This window comes from Sphingomonas abaci, assembly GCF_014199625.1.
Classification (GTDB): domain Bacteria; phylum Pseudomonadota; class Alphaproteobacteria; order Sphingomonadales; family Sphingomonadaceae; genus Sphingomonas; species Sphingomonas abaci.
Genome location: NZ_JACHNY010000017.1, coordinates 15,770 through 32,056, shown reverse-complemented (window position 1 = coordinate 32,056; position 16,287 = coordinate 15,770). Strand labels below are relative to the sequence as shown.

Sequence of the window (16,287 nt, the reverse complement as noted above, 5' to 3'; positions counted from 1 at the left end):
CAACATAGCAGGTCATCTTCCGTCCTCCTCTTCAGGGGACGACAGGCTATCCCAACGAGCACCGCTCCTGATTACGCCATGTGGTTCACCGACCAACCCGCCGCATGCAGCAGCGCCGTCACCCGGCGATAGCCGTAGCGCCCGTACTGCCTGGCAAGGGCGATGATATCCTCGGTCAGCGCCTCTTCGTCATCTGCCCCGAACGGCACCTTGCGCTGCGTCGACCGGTGCTGACCCAGCATGATCTCAACCTCACGTAGCTTCCCGATAATCTCCTCGGGCTTGTGCTTCTTCGCAGGCATTCGTCGTCCCTTCCTTGGTCCAGACTGTAATAGTCGATGGACCACTCAGAAGGGGGCAGCTCAGACCGGCACATGGTAGTGCGCGGCAGGGTCGGTGACGCGGAACACGGGATCGATCTCGGGGAAGAATGGCACCGCCTTCGCATCCGGGTAGCCTGCCATGTCGAACAGCAGCTTGTAGGTGCGCGGCGCGAACTTCGACGGCTACCTACCCGACGCCGATATCTCGGTTGAAACCGGGCAAACCTATAGTCCTGCATGACGATCTGGCATCTTGCATCACCGCGAGCAGCTATCGAAACCGGCGTTTATCACCTACAGTCCTGCAAGGCAGGGTCGCCGGTCCTGCGAAACCGATGGTGGGGGTGCCGTTGCGACCTGTGTCAGCTGCGATCTGTGTTCCGGTCCGCAACGAGGAGACTGCGTTACCGAAGTTGCTGGAGGCGATCGAGCGACTGGACCTGGGCGACGTCGAGGCTGCCGTGTTCTTCCTCCTTGATAATTGCTCGGATGCGAGCGAGCAGGTAATACTCGAGCATGCTGGTCGCATGGCCCTTCCGTTCACGGTGGCTCAGGGAGACCCGTCCCCTGATGCCAATGCCGGTCGTGCACGCCGGGCCGCCATCGCCCTCGGCCTGCATCATGCGGCGAGCACGCCCCACGGTATTCTCCTGACGACCGACGCCGACAGCCAGCCCCGTGCCGATTGGGTCAGGGCGGCACTGCAGGGCCTGGCCTCGGCCGACCTTGTCGCCGGGCGAATCGTCCGGATCGCAGCGGAGCGGGATCCGGTGCAGGGGAGGGTCGAGCGCTACCTCGATCGGCTTCACGCCTACCGACGATCGGTCGACCCCGTTCCGTGGGACAGTCCGACCGGCTCCCACTGCTCGGGAGGCGCCAACATGGCCTTCCGACCCGGAGCCTATCAGGCGCTGGGTGGCTTCCAGCCGGTGCCATGCGGCGAGGACGCCGCCCTGCTCGACGATGCCGGGCGCGCCGGGTTTCGCGTGCGCCGCGATCCCGGCATGGTGGTTGCGACCTCCTCACGGAGGCTCGGCCGGGCGCCGGGCGGCATGGCGGCTGCGCTCACTGCCATCGACCATCACGGGGCACCCTCAATGCCGCATCCCCGAGGGGCGGCATGGCAATACCGACAGCAGGCGGAGGCGCGCCGCATTTGGGCCGGGCTCCCCGATTCCTTTGTCGCAGCTCGCTTCGGCGACCGTATCGGATTGACCGGTGACCATGTGATCGGCGTCGCGCGCGACTGCCCCAACGCAGAGGCGTTCGCCATGCGTGTCGTGCCGGCGCTGCCCGATATACCCGACGTCACCCTCGCCGAGGCCGAGCATGCCCTGGCAACGCTCGAGCACCAGCTTTGCGAGCAGGCGGTATGACGACGACCAAAGCTCTGCGCCATGCGATCGTCGCGGCAGGGTGGGTGACCGACCCCGCCGGCGATCCGACGACGCCCGAGGCATATCTGGACCTGCTCCGCCCTCTTTACGCTGCGGGACGCCGGGATCTCCCCATCGGGCGCCTGCTGGAGGGGCATGTCGATGCGGTGCAAATCGTGTTTCGATACGGCACGTCGTCCCAGGTCGCTGCGTTGCGGGCGCGGATCGCTGCGGGAGCGATGCTGGGTGTGTGGAATGCGGGCCTGCCGGGTGAGTCGCTGGTGCTTACCGGCGGACGGCTGACCGGCGGCAAGGGCTATGCATCGGGGGCGGGGATACTGACTCACGCGCTGGTAACCGCGGATAGCGAACGCGGGCCGCAGCTGCTCCTGCTCGACCTGGATGCCGATCCGCCTGCCATCGATCGGGAGTGGTGGCAGACGATCGGCATGCAGCGCTCGGAGACACATCTGGTGCGCTGGTCCGGCTCTGTGATCCGTGAAGACGGCCGTATCGGCGAGCCCGGCAGCTATGCGCGGGAGCCGTTCTTCAGCGGAGGCGCGCTGCGCTTCGCCGCGGTTCATGCCGGGGGCATCGCCGGCCTGCTCGATGCAGTGCGTGACCACCTGACCACCCACGAGCGCGCTTCCGATCCGTTCCAGGCATCGCGCCTCGCCGACCTGTTCCTGCTTGCCCAGGGTGCAGCGGCGAGCATCCGCGACACGGCGGGCGCCTGGTTCAGCGGGACGGATGCGGAACGCCTCGCCCGGGTGTCCGCTGCGCGGCTATCGATCGCCGGCTCTGCCGAGCGCGCCCTGACGATCGCGCAGGAGGCGGTGGGGCTGCAGGGATTGTTCCTATCGCATCCGCTGGCGGCAAAGATCGCCGATCTCATGGTGTACCTGCGCCAGCCTGCGCCCGACGCGCATCGCTTTCGCGTCGGCCAGGCTGTCGCCGAGCACATCCTCGACCCCATTCTGTGAGGATCCCGCTGCGAAACGTACGTGTCGCGCTGGTGATCGCCCCGCACCCGGATGACGAGGTCATCGGCGCGGCAGGCCTCATTGCGCGGCTTCGCCGCCATGGAGCTCGGGTCCGGGTTGCGGTCGTGACCGATGGTGCCGCGTCTCACCGGGGCAGCCGACAATGGCCGAGAGCGCGACTGGTCGCGGCGCGCCAGCGTGAGAGCCTTCATGCGCTACGTCGTCTCGGCATCGTTGCTGGCGACGTCTCGTTCCTCAATTTGCCCGATGGCCAGTTGCCCTCGATCCCGGGACGCTGTTATCGCGCGCTGCGCCGCCAGGTCGCACGATGCCGGGATCTCGATCTCATCGTCGGACCGGCCTGCGATGACGACCATCCCGATCACCGCGCCGTAGCAGCGGCCGTCGCCCGATGCCCGGGTGGCGCCGGTCGGCTGACCTACCGCGTGTGGCCGCCTCGCCCGGACAGGTCCGGACCGGCATGGCGCATCGCTGTGCCCGGAGGAGTTCCGGTTAAGCGGTCGCTGATCCGCGTCTACCGGACGCAGCTCGGCGCCGTTTCCGATGATCCAGCAGGCTTCACGATCGCGAGACACGAGCTTGCGGCCTTTGCTCGTCCGGTCGAGCGCTACCGGCCGGGTTCGAAGTGACGAGCCCGATCGATCTTGCCGGGTTCGCCGCCAAGTTCGCCGGCGACGACGATCCCTGGCGCACCTTCACCGCCCGTGACGAGGCGGTGAAGCGTGCCGCGATCCTGCACGCGATAGGTCACCGACCGGTCGGACGGGTGCTGGAGCTGGCCAGCGGCAACGGATCCAACAGTGCCGCGATCGCGAGGATGGCGTTGTGCCTCGATGCGACCGAGGGCACGAGGGAGGGGGTCGACCTGACGGCACGCGCCGTCGCGGCCTGGCCTCGTGCGTGCGCATCGCTGCTCGTGCTCCCCGGTCGACCGCCACGTCTCGTCTATGACGTGATCGTGATCGCCGAGATCCTGTATTACCTCTCAGCGCGAGAGATGGCCCGGGTTGCGCGTGAGATGGCCGCTCGCCTGCGGGGAGACGGCACCATCGTGCTCGCGCACCACAGGATCGACTACTACGACTTCGCCCAGCACGCGGCAGGAATCCACGCCCGGTTCCTCGCAGAGACCGGGCGTCGTTGGACGGTTCGCACCGTGCGCCGCACCCGCCGCTGGGTCGTCACCGCGGCCCGCGCCGACGGTGTGCCCCGATCCCCTTGAACGCGAGCGAGGCAGCACGTCCCACGTCCGTGCGATATGAGGCTTGCCGTTAAGTGGAGCGGCAGGACGTCCACCTGCCGCTCCCGCCAGGGTCGTCAGGCCGCCGCGTCGAGATCGACCTTCATCTCCCGAGCCCAGAACCTGAGGTCACGACAGGTCGTGACGAACGCCTTGACGTCCTTGCTCTTGCTTAGGGCTACGAAGCCATCGTCAAGCTCCGGCACCCGAGAAGCGTCGAACAACGTGGCGGCTGCATCGGTGTAGCCGATGAACTTGCAGTGGCCGAACGCGTCCGCCACGAAGTCCTTGGAGGCCGCATCCTTGGCGAGCATCGCAACCCCCTCCTCGGACGGGAGCACCGCGACGGCATCGAACAGGACCGAAGGTCCGCCGTCGATCTTCTGCTTGGCCGCGACCTTGGTGCCGTCGTCGAGCGTGACCCCGCCGATCTTCGGCGCGACCACCTCCCAGACCGCGCCTTCGGCTTCCAGCGCCTTCGTCAGCGCATTGAACAGCTCGGCGCTCGACCCATCGGTCAGCAGCAGGCCCATCTTTCGCCCGGCGAAATTCGCCGGGCCGTTGGCGACGATCGAGAGCGCCGACGATGTCGGCAGGTCTAGCGTCGGCTTGGCCGCCTTGGCGGCGTCCGGCAGGTCAAGGCCGAGCCCGTCCGCAACGGTAGCGGCGAGATCCTCGTCGATGTTGCGCAGGTGGCTGACCGCCCGGGCCCGGATGTCGACACGATCTACCTTCGACAGCTCGAACACCAGCGCGTCGCCGATGTGCTTCTGCTCGATCGGCTGCTGGCTGAGATAGAACTGCCGCGCCTGGCTGTAATGATCGGCAAAGGTTTCGGACCGAACCCGCTGCTTAGTCCCCTGAACCTCGGCGGGGAAGCTGGTGAAGCCGATCTCCGCGTTCTCGCGCGGACCGCCTTCCGCGCCCCAGCTGTTCGGCTCATAGTTCACGCGCCCCTTCGGATTGCGCATCGCCATGTGGCCGTCCTGCTGGAAGTTCATCACCGGACAGCGCGGGGCATTGATCGGCAGGTGGGTGAAGTTCGGGCTGCCGAGCCGCTTCAGCTGGGTATCGAGATAGGAGAAGTTGCGGCCGTGCAGCAGCGGGTCGTCACTGAAGTCGATGCCCGGCACGATGTTCTGCGTGCAGTAGGCGACCTGCTCGGTTTCGGCGAAGAAGTTGTCGACGTTGCGATTAAGCGTGAGCGTACCGACGATGCGGACCGGCACGTCCTCCTCGGGGATGAGCTTGGTCGAGTCGAGATGGTCGAAGGGAAGCTTGTCGGCGGTTTCCTGATCGAACAGCTGGACGCCGAGATCCCATTGCGGGAAGTCACCGCTCTCGATCGCCTCCCAGAGATCGCGGCGATGATAGTCGGGATCGGCGCCGCTGATCTTGACCGCTTCGTTCCACAGCACCGACTGGAGCCCCTGGCGCGGCTTCCAGTGGAACTTGACGAAGGTCGACCTGCCTTCCGCGTTCACCAGGCGGAAGCTGTGGACGCCGAAGCCCTCCATCGTGCGGAAGGAGCGGGGGATCGTGCGATCGGACATGATCCACATGATCATGTGCCAGGCTTCCGGGGTGAGGCTGGCGAAATCCCAGAAATTGTCGTGTGCGGTTTGCGCCTGGGGGAACGCCCGGTCGGGCTCCTGCTTAGCCGCATGGACCAGATCGGGGAACTTGATGGCATCCTGGATGAAGAACACCGGGATGTTGTTGCCGACGATGTCCCAGTTGCCCTGCTTCGTGTACATCTTGACGGCGAAGCCGCGCACGTCGCGCGCCAGATCGCGCGAGCCCTTGTTGCCCGCTACCGTTGAGAAGCGGACGAACACCTCCGTCTGCTGCCCGACCGTGCTCAGCACGTCGGCGCGGGTGTAGTCGGCCAGACTGTCGGTCAGCTCGAACACGCCGTGCGCGCCATAGCCGCGTGCGTGGACGACGCGCTCCGGGATGCGCTCGTGATCGAAATGGAAGATCTTTTCGCGGAGGATGAAGTCCTCGAGCAGCGTGGGGCCCCGCAGACCCGCCTTGAGACTGTTCTGGGCGTCCGCGATCGGGATGCCCTGCTGCGTGGTCATGGTAAGTGCCGCGTCCGAGGTCGTCTGGCGGGTTTCGCCGCCATGGCCCTGCTGCTCGGCATAGTTCGTCGGCTGGTCGGCACCCGCCGGCAGCGGCGGTGCCTTCTTGGCCGTCTCGCCCTTGAGTTTCACCGCGTCGCTTTTGATGCTCTTGCGTGCCATGGACGTAATCCTCCGATCATGCCCTTAATGCCACCAGCGCCACGGCGATGCGAGGCATAAATCTTTGTAGCGACTGGGAACCGACCCGGAGGACCGAAATCAAGTTATGTCAGTCGAGCATGGTCGCCGGTTCGGACGACAGGCGCGGGCTCGGCAACGTAAGTGTTCATGGCTGCGCGGAACCCGACTGCGGCTTCCTTGGTCCTGGATCACAGCCAGGGAAAGCCGATATGAGCCGGTTGGAGATGTCTTAACGCCTTGCCGTTAGCCGAGCATGATGTACTCCCAGGTCGTACAGGTTTTCGACTGCGTCCGGCACGACCACGATCTGTGGTTGGTGCTGCTCGCCGGCCTGGTTTGCCTCTGCGGAATCTATGCGTCCTTTGCCCTGGCCGACCATGCCATACGCTCAGGGCGGAAGACGCGCAGCCTGTGAGAACCTATCACCATCGTGTCGGCCGGCTGCACGGCCTGGGCGACCCACTTCATTATCTTGCTGGCTTTCAAGCCGGGCATGCCGTCTGCGTTCAACCCGCTGGCCGTACGGCCGTTTTACGGCCGCTCGTTGATGTAAACGAATCAAATGGACAGGGACCCATGCCGCGGCTCAAGGCGTTGAGCGTCATAGACATGGCCCTGACGACAGGGACATGCACTCAGATGAGGAAACGACATGCGCGCACTATGCTGGCACGGTAAAGGCGATGTCCGCGTCGACACCGTTGCGGATCCCGAGATCAAGCACCCGCGCGATGCGATCATCAAAGTAACCGCCTGCGCGATCTGCGGGTCGGACCTTCACCTGCTGGATGGCTACCAGCCCACCATGGAGGCCGGCGACATCCTCGGCCACGAGAACATGGGCGAGGTCGTGGCGCTCGGGTCCGAGGTCACCAACCTCAAGATCGGGGACCGGGTGGTGGTGCCGTTCACGATCAGCTGCGGCGATTGCTGGTTCTGCAAGAAGGGTCTGTTTGCGGCCTGCGATCGGACCAATCCGAACGCCGAGATGGCCGCCAAGGCGATGGGCCATTCGCCCGCCGGGCTGTTCGGCTTCAGCCACATGCTGGGCGGCTACTGCGGCGGTCAGGCGGAGTATCTCCGCGTGCCGATGGCGGATGTCGGTCCGATCAAGATTCCCGACAACGTTACCGACGAGCAGGCCCTCTTCCTATCGGATATCTTCCCGACCGGCTACATGGCCGCCGAGAATGCGCAGATCGAGCATGGCGACACCGTCGCGATCTGGGGCTGCGGTCCGGTCGGCCAGTTCGCCATCCGCTCCGCGCTGATGATGGGCGCCGGCCGCGTGATCGCGATCGACGAGGTGCCCGAGCGACTCGCCATGGCGGAGGCCGGTGGCGCTGAGACGATTAACTTCGCCGAAACCGATGTCTACGACGAGCTGCAGGCGCGAACCAAGGGCCGGGGCCCCGACAGCTGCATCGATGCTGTCGGCTGCGAGGCGGCCGCGCACGGGGCGGCGAACGCGGTCATGGACAAGGTGAAGGCAAGCATGATGCTCGCCACTGATCGCGTCCACGTCCTGCGGCAGGCGATCATGAGCTGCCGCAAGGGCGGCACGGTCTCCGTGCCCGGCGTCTACGTCGGGATGGGTGACAAGCTTCCGATCGGTGCAGCGATGAACAAAGGACTAACGATCAAGCTCGGCCAAACCCACGTGCAGCGCTATACTAGACCGTTGCTGGAAAAAATCGTCGCGGGCGCGATCGACCCCAGCTTCGTGATCACCCACCCGGCCAGTCTTGAAGACGCGCCAGAAATGTACGCTAAATTCCGCGACAAGGAAGAAGGTGTGATCAAGGTTGTTATGCGCCCGCACGGTTGATTGGCGGAATAACCGGGAACAGGACGCTTATCGATGCCGATCGACACCGCCGCTTTGGAGCACGTGTAGCGGCGGTGTCGATCAGCTTGCGACCAAGTATGTCGGCAGACCTAGGGTCAGGACTCGTTGACCATAGCGAACAGCGATGGCCGACGCACCAGGAAGCGAAGCGCCACTTGGCGTGCGGTCGTGCCGTGGCTGGCCGCGATCTCCTCCAGCACGCGCCCGCCAGGGGTGCGCGGGCCGGGGAAGTCGCCCTGGCCGAACGGGCTGTCGGCGCCCGGCCGCGCGAACTTCCCATGATTTAGGCCCAGGACGCCTTCCGTGGAGCTCGAGGCGCTACCATCGGAACAAGGAGAGAAAAGATGCACAAGGCACTGTTCGTAGGCATTGAAGCCGGGCCGACCCACCAGGAAGATGCCGCTGAATTCCTCCGGGGTGCGCTGGAGCCGGTCGAGCATGAGCAGGACACGCGGCACTGGTACGCGCTGCGCTTTGGCCCCGCCGACTTCGCCATCTTCGATACCTTCCCCGGCAATGCCGGCCGGCTGAAGCATCTGTTCGGCACGGTCGGCCGGGCGCTGGTCGTGAAGACCTTCACCATCCTCAACGGATTGCCGGAGATCGAGCCGGCCGACATCCTCGCCCTCAAGGTGCCGGCGGCGGACGCCCTGCCGCGCTTGGCCCTGCATGTTCCGCTTGAAGCACGGGACGGTGCGGAGGAAGAGGTTGCCCGCTTCCTCCAAGGAGCCCGATCGGCCGTGGAGCGGGAGCCTGGCACCCTGTCGTGGTACGCTCTGCGTCTCGGAAAGACTCGGTTCGCCATCCTCGATACCTTCGCCGACGAGGCAGGGCGCGAGACGCATCTGTCGGGCGAAATCGGCACGGCGCTATCCGGAAGCGCTGCTTCGCTGTTCGCCGAGCCTCCCCAGATCCACCGCGCACAAATCTTGGCGTTCAAGATTGCATCCGCTGGTGATGAGGAGAGGACGAGCAGGAACACGTCGGTCGCGCGGCCCCTTGAGAGAGGGACAGTCTGATGGACACGAAGCAGAAGGTGCTCGTTGGAGCGGCCGTCGCCAGCACCGCGGCAGCCGGGGCCGCGTTCGCGTTCAAGTCCGCGGGCACGGATTCGAAGCTCACCAAGGTCGCGTGTCCGCCGTCAGCACCAATGGCACAGATTTGAGGTTGTGATTTAAGGAGGATCTGGGCTTCGTCGTAGTGACGAAGGAACGAAGATGAAGCCCAGATCCTCCAATGTAAAATCGCCCGCCAAGGCCTCAGCAGAGCGGGTAGTGAACCGTGGATTTGAGGGATGCACAGCTCCCTGGGGTCGATTGTCGTTAGCGGCAAACCATTGAACATCGGGTATGGTCAGTTCCGTCCGCTCACGGACGTGCTGATCGGAAAAGCGCTCTCTACCGCCACAAGCGGTGTAGAGGGCGACTAGGTGCTTGGTCGCAAGATCCTTCTCCAAGCTGCGGGCACCCGCAATTTGGGCGAAGCTCGATCGCCCCAATAGGGAGCCGTAGCGCTCAGGGCTGACGCGCTTCAGAAGCCAACAACACGGCGTGCGTCATGCACTATAGTCAGCCGGCGGGCGTGGTGCGTCGCACCCCGTGCTCGACGGAGACGACAGCGCTTCGCAACGCCTACGGAGTGCGGTGATATGAGGGTCGCGGTGTGGTCGGTAGCGGGATTGCTGCTAGTGTCCTGCTCGCCGAACGCACCGCAACCCGAGGTCCCGGCCGGCTGGAAGTCGGTCGGGATCCCTTCGTGCTGCACGGTCGCCATTCCATCAGATGCGACTCTGAAGGCGGGAAAGGACCCGGTAGACGATCCGGTGTTCCTGCTGCGCGGGCCGGGCTACGAAGGCATGTTCACAGTGACAGGCCGAGGATCGGCGCTGCCGATCGCGAGCTCCGGGACCAACTACAAAGCGGATCAGCTCACGCTCGACGGCCGCCCCGCAGGCGTAGCTTCCTACCGTGTCGCCGACCCGAACTATCCCGAGCGCCGCAGCCTTCTGTGGACGTTTGCTGGGCGGAACGACGGATCGGGGAAGAACCTGGTGCTTGATCTTTCCTGCAAGGAAACGGGTTGTGCCGTATTCCTGCCTATGATCGGCTCCCTCGACGCAAAACCATGAATACTCGCTGCCTTATGGGTCAATGCCGACCGGGAAGCCGATCCGGCTTGTCGGCCGGCTGGAGCGTTCGTTATGGGGCGACGACGACTTTGGCCGGTTCCAGCTAGACGACGCCGCGGTCATCGCAGTCGACGGGCCACGTTGAGGCGGGCCCGGCTGGGCCGAAGGTCGAGCCCACGGGTTGGGTAGGCGGGATAACGACGCAGCCGCTACGATCGGGGCGGTTCCTTTATACCGGCTGGGGCATGAAGAGAATCCTATCCCGACCATTGATCCCAAACGGGACGATCGCGGCCAGCGCAGTTCGACGGGTTCGGTCATAAACGTATATCTGTGCCCATTCTATGCGCCGTCCTCTGTTCGCGAAAACCTTCCTTTCTGACGACCTTGCCGGCGGGCCATGACCGCAACGCATTTCTGCGGCCTGCTGCTTGTCAAAACTGTTCTGAAAACCTTCTTCGCAAAAGCGGCTGCCGGCGACGGGTTTGGAGAACCCATTGGCAGGAAGCGTGAGCACGACGCCCCGTTTGCAAGCAGCGCCGGATGATGGCGAGCACATTGGCAGATAATTCGAGCAGGATGCCACCTGCCAGTGGCAGAGAGCGTGAGCAGAAAAACCGGCTGTTTGCGAGCAGACGCCGCTACGATTGCAAGCGCCTACATCTACCGGCCAGAAGCCCACCGTATCCTGATCCTGCGCTTTCTTGGCCCCGGTCAAGATCATGATCGCGCGCTCCAATTGGTGTGAGCGATCGCTTGCTAGGGATTGATCGGAGCGAAGGCGGGCCAGTCACGACTTTTGAGGCCGGGCTGTGACAGGAAGCTCGGGCCGTCCAGCAACAGCGTCATGCGCGTGTAGCCGATCCTGAGGGATTCGAGCGGCACCGCTCGCAATGTCTCTTCAAGACCGGCATATCGCTCGTCCGAGATCACCACATAGTTTATCCTGCCGGTCGAACATTCGATAAGGGCCTCGACAACCCGGCCCAGATTCATCCCGCTCTTGTCATCAACCGCCATGCCGATCAGGCCGGTCGCGGTGAACAGGTTCGGCGTATCGGATCTTTGGCTGGCTGTTTCGGCCGATCGGCCGCCATCCTCATATTTGGTCTGCTGCCCCAACCATCGCCAGATACCAACTAGGTTCGTCAGCATCAGGAATCCATTGGTGGCAACCAAGGCTGTCTGTCCTGTGGCGTAGCCCAATGTGGTCCAGCAAACCGAGCTGATGCTGAACACCACGAAGCCCCAGCCCGTCACGCGCGCGCCCAGGTTGGAAGCCGTCATCATCGCCGCGATCATCGTCGCGATCGTGGCGATCCAACCGACGAGACTTATCATTGTCCCACCCCTCGCTGCGGCCCGCGTGCGGGCGGCGCAACCGGCAACGCCTTCACGCCGGCTGCGCCGACGCTTCCGTTGTCGGGAGCGAAACAGCCGCCTCGCTCGTCAACAGCCGGAAGGTGAAGCTCTCTTGCAGGTACAGCTCGACCGCCTCGGCGGTGTGGCTGAGATAGCCGATCGACAAATCCTGTCCGAGATCGAGTTCGAAATCGCCGCCCCGCGTTGTCAGGACGACGCCGCCCATGATGCCCGGCGCCCAGATGATATCGCCGTCCACCAGACGATTGATGTGCTGGAGCACCGGATAGCCCTCCTCGCTGCCGCCGCTGATCGCGGTGAACGGATCATCGCCCAGCACCAGTCGATAAGGCCCCTCGACCCCGGCAAGGCGCAACCGATCGACGGCTTGGGCGACGATGGCGGGATATCCGGCGACGGCCGTGGGCAGCGGCACCGGCTCGTTGCTCGCGCCGGGACGGATGCCGCCGATATCGGCAGCGGCATAGCCATCAAAGATCGCGCGATTTTCGGCAAAGGCGATCGTGCGGGCGGCTTCCTTGAGCGGTTGCCAGTCCGAATCCTCGGAGCCGCGCTCCACATCGTCGATCGCCGCGCGGGTCAGCGTGAAGGGCACGCGCAGTTCGACCACGGCGTTGACCGCACGCCGCACGGCTTGGACGCCATCGCTGGGCGCATCGATCGGCTTGGTGTGGCCCGTTCCCACGGCCGCGAGCGTGGCCCCCTTCGGTTCCGGCACGTCCACGACGCGGCGCGCGGCCAGATAGCGCTTGAGAGTTCGGGTCGCTTCTTGGTCGATTTGCGCCCAAGCGGCGTCGGAGATGGGGGCGAGTTCGCGATGGAGGTTATTCATGTCCTGCCTCATCTTTGAGTGATCCAATGCGCAGCGATCCATCCGATGCTGACGAGGGCTCCGGTGCCGGCGCCGTGGATGCGGGCGCCTCGGCTACCGCCTCATCGCCATCGGCCGTGGCTGGCTCCGGCGTTACCTCGTCCAGAAAATCAGCCGACGGCACGAAATAAAGCGAGCCGGTCACGGCCCGGCTAACATCGAGCAAGCGATCGTAATTGCCGGGTGGCAAACCGATGAACATATTGTCGAGCATCCGCTCGATGCGGGTCGGCGAGCGGGCGTAACCGATGAAATAGGTGCCGAACTCGCCCTTACCAACATCGCCGAACGGCATGTTATCGCGCAGGATCTGGAGTTGCTCGCCGTCCTCCTCGATGTTGGTGAGCACGTTATGCGCGAAGCTCGGCTTGGCCGCCTCGTCCAGCTCGATGTCCGACAGCTTCTCGCGCCCTACGATCTTCTCCTGCTGCTCCACGGGAATCGCGTTCCACTTGTCGAGGTCGTGGAGGTATTTCTGGACGATCACATAGCTGCCGCCAGCGAAGACCGGATCGTCCGCCGCCCCGATCACCGTGGCATCTCTGGCTCCCTGCTCGACGGGGTTTTCCGTCCCGTCGACAAATCCCAGCAGGTCGCGATCGTCGAAGTAGCGGAAGCCATGCACCTCGTCCGTCACCGAGGCGAAGCCGGCGAGACGCTTCACGATCTGCGCCGCCATCTCGAAACACAAATCCTGACGCGCGGCGCGAATGTGAAACAGCAGGTCGCCGGGCGTCGAAGGCGCATGATGGACGCCGCGGATTTCCCGGAACGGATGCAGTTCCTTCGGCCGCGGCGCTCCGAATAGCCGGTCCCAAGCATCGGAGCCGATCCCCATGATGCAGGAAAGTCCGCCGTCTGCCGCCCGGAAGCCCACGCCACGAACCAGCGACGACAGGATGGCGCAAAGACCCCGCACCCCCGCTTCCGGCTTCTCCCCGGCGCCCATCGAGACGACCAGAAAGATCGCAGCGCGGGTAAGCCGGGCATCGACGGCCTGGGAACGAGCGGTAACATCTTGAGAGACGGTAGAAGGCACGTTCAACTCCCTGAATGGTCGGGCAGGACCATCGCTATCACATCCCAGCAAGACATGGCCGGTGCTCGATCATCGGGATCGCCACACCCCAATCGACAAGACTCACCATAGTCCCACTCCCCCCTGTCGCCGGCGTCCAAGCGGCTAAAGCGCCGCCTTTAGATAAGGCGCGGTCAGGCTGCCTTGCGCTTCGGCAACATCGTGAGGGACGCCGCTCGCGATGATCCGGCCACCATCTTCGCCAGCGCCAGGCCCCAGATCGATCACCCAATCCACCTGTGAAATAGCTCGCATGTCATGCTCGACGACGACGACCGTATTGCCGACATCGACAAGGCCCTGCAGGTGCCGCATCAGCCGATCAGCGTCGGAAGGGTGAAGCCCCGAAGTCGGCTCGTCGAGGATGTAGATGGTGTTGCCACGCTGGGCGCGTTGCAGCTCGGTCGCGAGCTTGATGCGCTGGGCCTCGCCGCCCGACAGTTCCGTCGCCGGCTGTCCAAGCCTCAGATAGCCGAGGCCAATCTCCCGCAGCACATCGAGCGAGCGCATGACGGACGGTTCGCTCGCGAAGAAGTCGCACGCCTCGTCCACCGTCAGCTCAAGCACCTGGGCGATGTTGCGGCCGTTCCATTCGACTTCGAGCGTCTGCGGATTGTAGCGGCTGCCATGGCAGGTCGAGCAGGGCGCATAGACGCTGGGCAGGAACAACAGCTCCACCATGACGAAGCCCTCACCCTCGCACACCGGGCAGCGGCCCTGTGCGACGTTGAAGGAGAACCTGCCCGGGCTGTAGTGGCGCCGGCGCGCCAGTGGGGTGTTCGCGAAGATCTTGCGCACATGATCGAACAGGCCGCTGTAGGTGGAGAGGTTCGAGCGTGGAGTGCGGCCGATCGGCTTCTGATCGACCCGCACCAGCCTGCGCACATGCTCCATGCCCGCAACGATGCGGCCTTCGGTCTCTTCCCGCGCAACATCGAGCAGCGGATCGGTATCCTCCTCCTCGGCAGCCGGCGTGCCGCCGAGTTGTTCCGTCACAAGCTCCGGAAGTGCCTGGCTGACAAGACTGGACTTGCCCGATCCTGAAACCCCGGTGACGGCGGTGAAGCAGCCAATCGGTAGCGCGACGTCGAGCCCGTGAAGATTGTTGCGGGTCACACCTTCAAGACGGAGCCATGCTTTTGCTTCGCGCGGGGTCCGGTCATGGGCGTCAGGTTCTGCGAACAGATAGCGACGGGTGATCGACGCCTCGACGCCGGCAAGCCCTGCGATCGGGCCGCTGTAGAGCACTTCGCCGCCCTTTTCGCCGGCACCTGGCCCCACATCGACCAGCCATTCGGCATGGCGGATCACGTCAAGATCATGCTCGACAACGAACAGCGAGTTGCCCGCCGCCTTCAGCCGCTCAAGGATGGTCAGCAACGCTTCGCCGTCTGCCGGGTGCAGCCCCGCCGATGGCTCGTCCAGCACATAGACCACGCCGAAAAGCTGTGACGACAATTGAGTGGCAAGGCGCAGGCGTTGCAGCTCGCCGGAGGAAAGCGTCGGCGTGCTGCGGTCGAGCGAGATGTAGCCAAGGCCAAGGTCGATCAGCGGGCCTAGCCGTTCGAGCAGCTCGGATGCGAGACGCTGCGCGGCGACCCGCTTCTCATCGGAAAGATTGGGCGTGCGGCGCACGTCAGGCGCTGCCTTGTGTGCCGAGCCTCCCGCCGCGACCCTACGTTCAACCGCCGCATCGCGGGCCGCCTTGCCGAGAACATGGCCCTTCAGGGTCGTCGAGGCGCTACCATACTCGCCATGGGCGACGGGCGTGAGCAAGTCCCGGAGCTTCAGCACCGTCAGGTCGCCAAACTCGGCGATGTCCAGGCCGGCAAACTTCACCGACAGGGCCTCGCGCTTCAGGCGCTTGCCGTCGCAGGTCGGGCAATCGCGGCCGATGATATATTGCGAGACACGCTTCTTCATCAGCGCGCTTTTGGTGTTGGCGAAGGTCTCCAGCACGTAGCGACGGGCGCCGGTGAAGGTGCCCTGATAGCTCGGCTCCATACGACGCTTGAGGGCAACGCGCGTCTGTTCGGGCGTCAGACCCGCATAGACCGGCACCGTCGGCGTCTCGTCGGTGAAGAGTATCCAGTCACGATCCTTCTTCGGAAGATCGCGCCATGGCGTGTCGACATCATAGCCGAGCGACACAAGGATATCGCGCAGGTTCTGGCCGTGCCACGCCGGCGGCCATGCCGCGATCGCCCGATCGCGAATGGTGAGACTGTCGTCGGGCACCATCGTCTCTTCGGTCGCGTCATAGACGCGCCCGATGCCGTGGCAGGTCGGGCAGGCCCCGGCCACGGTGTTGGGGGAGAAGTCCTCCGCATAGAGCATCGGCTGATTGCGCGGATATTCTCCGACGCGCGAATAGAGCATCCGCACCAGGCTGGAGAGCGTCGTCACGCTGCCAACCGAAGACCGCGCATTGGCCGAGCCGCGCTGCTGCTGCAACGCGACCGCGGGCGGCAACCCGTCGATGGCGTCAACCTCCGGCACGCCGGCCTGATCGATCAGGCGGCGGGCGTAGGGCGCGACCGATTCCAGATAGCGGCGCTGTGCCTCGGCATAGAGGGTGCCGAAGGCGAGGCTCGACTTGCCCGATCCCGATATGCCGGTGAACACCACGAAGGCATCGCGCGGAACGTCCACATCAACATTCTTGAGGTTGTTCTGCCGCGCGCCGCGCACTTGTACGAAGCCGGATCGCGGCGCGCGTTCCTTGCCGGGGGTGGTTTGAGGCTCCTGATCCTTGCTCATTCGGTCAC

At 64.7% G+C, this 16,287-nt stretch carries 13 protein-coding genes and 2 pseudogenes; 8 read left to right on the top strand and 7 right to left on the bottom strand.

The genetic code is table 11. The features are described from left to right. Nucleotides 1-83: 83 nt before the first annotated feature. Nucleotides 84-242 (bottom strand): annotated as a pseudogene (locus tag GGQ96_RS19805) (IS3 family transposase); the annotation flags it as partial. A gap of 120 nt (nucleotides 243-362) precedes the next feature. Then, a pseudogene (locus GGQ96_RS19800) lies at nucleotides 363-488 on the bottom strand (hydroxyisourate hydrolase); the annotation flags it as partial. 248 nt (nucleotides 489-736) lie between these two features. Here GGQ96_RS19800 and GGQ96_RS19795 point away from each other — a divergent pair. The 4 genes from GGQ96_RS19795 to GGQ96_RS19780 are packed head-to-tail and all read left to right on the top strand — an operon-like array spanning nucleotide 737 to nucleotide 3,925. After that, the gene (locus GGQ96_RS19795) at nucleotides 737-1,699 is read left to right on the top strand and encodes a glycosyltransferase family 2 protein (protein ID WP_242417094.1); all 963 of its coding nucleotides are present in this window, start codon (nucleotides 737-739) and stop codon (nucleotides 1,697-1,699) included. Beyond that, nucleotides 1,696-2,682, top strand: a complete 987-nt coding sequence (locus tag GGQ96_RS19790; protein ID WP_010408761.1) for an acyl-CoA dehydrogenase family protein — start codon at nucleotides 1,696-1,698, stop codon at nucleotides 2,680-2,682. The genes GGQ96_RS19795 and GGQ96_RS19790 overlap by 4 nt, the downstream gene beginning before the upstream one ends. Further along, nucleotides 2,679-3,332 carry a PIG-L deacetylase family protein gene (locus GGQ96_RS19785; RefSeq protein ID WP_010408764.1) on the top strand — a complete coding sequence of 218 codons (654 nt, stop codon included), beginning with the start codon at nucleotides 2,679-2,681 and terminating at the stop codon, nucleotides 3,330-3,332. The genes GGQ96_RS19790 and GGQ96_RS19785 overlap by 4 nt, the downstream gene beginning before the upstream one ends. Beyond that, nucleotides 3,329-3,925, top strand: a complete 597-nt coding sequence (locus GGQ96_RS19780; protein ID WP_010408767.1) for an SAM-dependent methyltransferase — start codon at nucleotides 3,329-3,331, stop codon at nucleotides 3,923-3,925. Before GGQ96_RS19785 ends, GGQ96_RS19780 begins: the two co-directional genes overlap by 4 nt. A gap of 95 nt (nucleotides 3,926-4,020) precedes the next feature. Here GGQ96_RS19780 and GGQ96_RS19775 read toward each other — a convergent pair whose 3' ends face one another. Next, a complete protein-coding gene (locus tag GGQ96_RS19775; RefSeq protein ID WP_018250473.1) occupies nucleotides 4,021-6,189 on the bottom strand; it encodes a catalase in 2,169 nt (722 codons plus the stop codon). 673 nt (nucleotides 6,190-6,862) lie between these two features. Here GGQ96_RS19775 and GGQ96_RS19770 point away from each other — a divergent pair. The 4 genes from GGQ96_RS19770 (at nucleotide 6,863) to GGQ96_RS21590 (ending at nucleotide 10,187) form a co-directional block, all read left to right on the top strand. Continuing rightward, on the top strand, nucleotides 6,863-8,038 hold the full coding sequence (locus GGQ96_RS19770) for a zinc-dependent alcohol dehydrogenase (protein ID WP_018250476.1): 1,176 nt from the start codon (nucleotides 6,863-6,865) through the stop codon (nucleotides 8,036-8,038). A 365-nt stretch (nucleotides 8,039-8,403) separates the two neighbouring features. Then, nucleotides 8,404-9,078 carry a putative quinol monooxygenase gene (locus tag GGQ96_RS19765; protein WP_010408781.1) on the top strand — a complete coding sequence of 225 codons (675 nt, stop codon included), beginning with the start codon at nucleotides 8,404-8,406 and terminating at the stop codon, nucleotides 9,076-9,078. Further along, a complete protein-coding gene (locus GGQ96_RS19760; protein WP_018250478.1) occupies nucleotides 9,078-9,224 on the top strand; it encodes a hypothetical protein in 147 nt (48 codons plus the stop codon). Before GGQ96_RS19765 ends, GGQ96_RS19760 begins: the two co-directional genes overlap by 1 nt. A 483-nt stretch (nucleotides 9,225-9,707) precedes the next feature. After that, the gene (locus GGQ96_RS21590; RefSeq protein ID WP_231376736.1) at nucleotides 9,708-10,187 is read left to right on the top strand and encodes a hypothetical protein; all 480 of its coding nucleotides are present in this window, start codon (nucleotides 9,708-9,710) and stop codon (nucleotides 10,185-10,187) included. 759 nt (nucleotides 10,188-10,946) lie between these two features. On the opposite strand, the gene GGQ96_RS19750 is transcribed toward GGQ96_RS21590, so the two are convergent. From GGQ96_RS19750 to GGQ96_RS21710, 4 genes are all read right to left on the bottom strand, one after another. Beyond that, nucleotides 10,947-11,528, bottom strand: a complete 582-nt coding sequence (locus tag GGQ96_RS19750; RefSeq protein WP_017980849.1) for a PRC-barrel domain-containing protein — start codon at nucleotides 11,526-11,528, stop codon at nucleotides 10,947-10,949. A 52-nt stretch (nucleotides 11,529-11,580) separates the two neighbouring features. Next, nucleotides 11,581-12,444, bottom strand: coding sequence for a family 1 encapsulin nanocompartment shell protein (locus GGQ96_RS19745; protein ID WP_231292103.1), 864 nt, complete (start codon nucleotides 12,442-12,444; stop codon nucleotides 11,581-11,583). Continuing rightward, the gene (locus tag GGQ96_RS19740) at nucleotides 12,395-13,480 is read right to left on the bottom strand and encodes a Dyp-type peroxidase (protein WP_026151879.1); all 1,086 of its coding nucleotides are present in this window, start codon (nucleotides 13,478-13,480) and stop codon (nucleotides 12,395-12,397) included. Before GGQ96_RS19740 ends, GGQ96_RS19745 begins: the two co-directional genes overlap by 50 nt. Before the next feature lie 144 nt (nucleotides 13,481-13,624). Beyond that, nucleotides 13,625-16,279: an excinuclease ABC subunit UvrA gene (locus GGQ96_RS21710; RefSeq protein WP_017980846.1), complete on the bottom strand. Its 2,655-nt coding sequence runs from the start codon at nucleotides 16,277-16,279 to the stop codon at nucleotides 13,625-13,627. Nucleotides 16,280-16,287 lie beyond the last annotated feature (8 nt).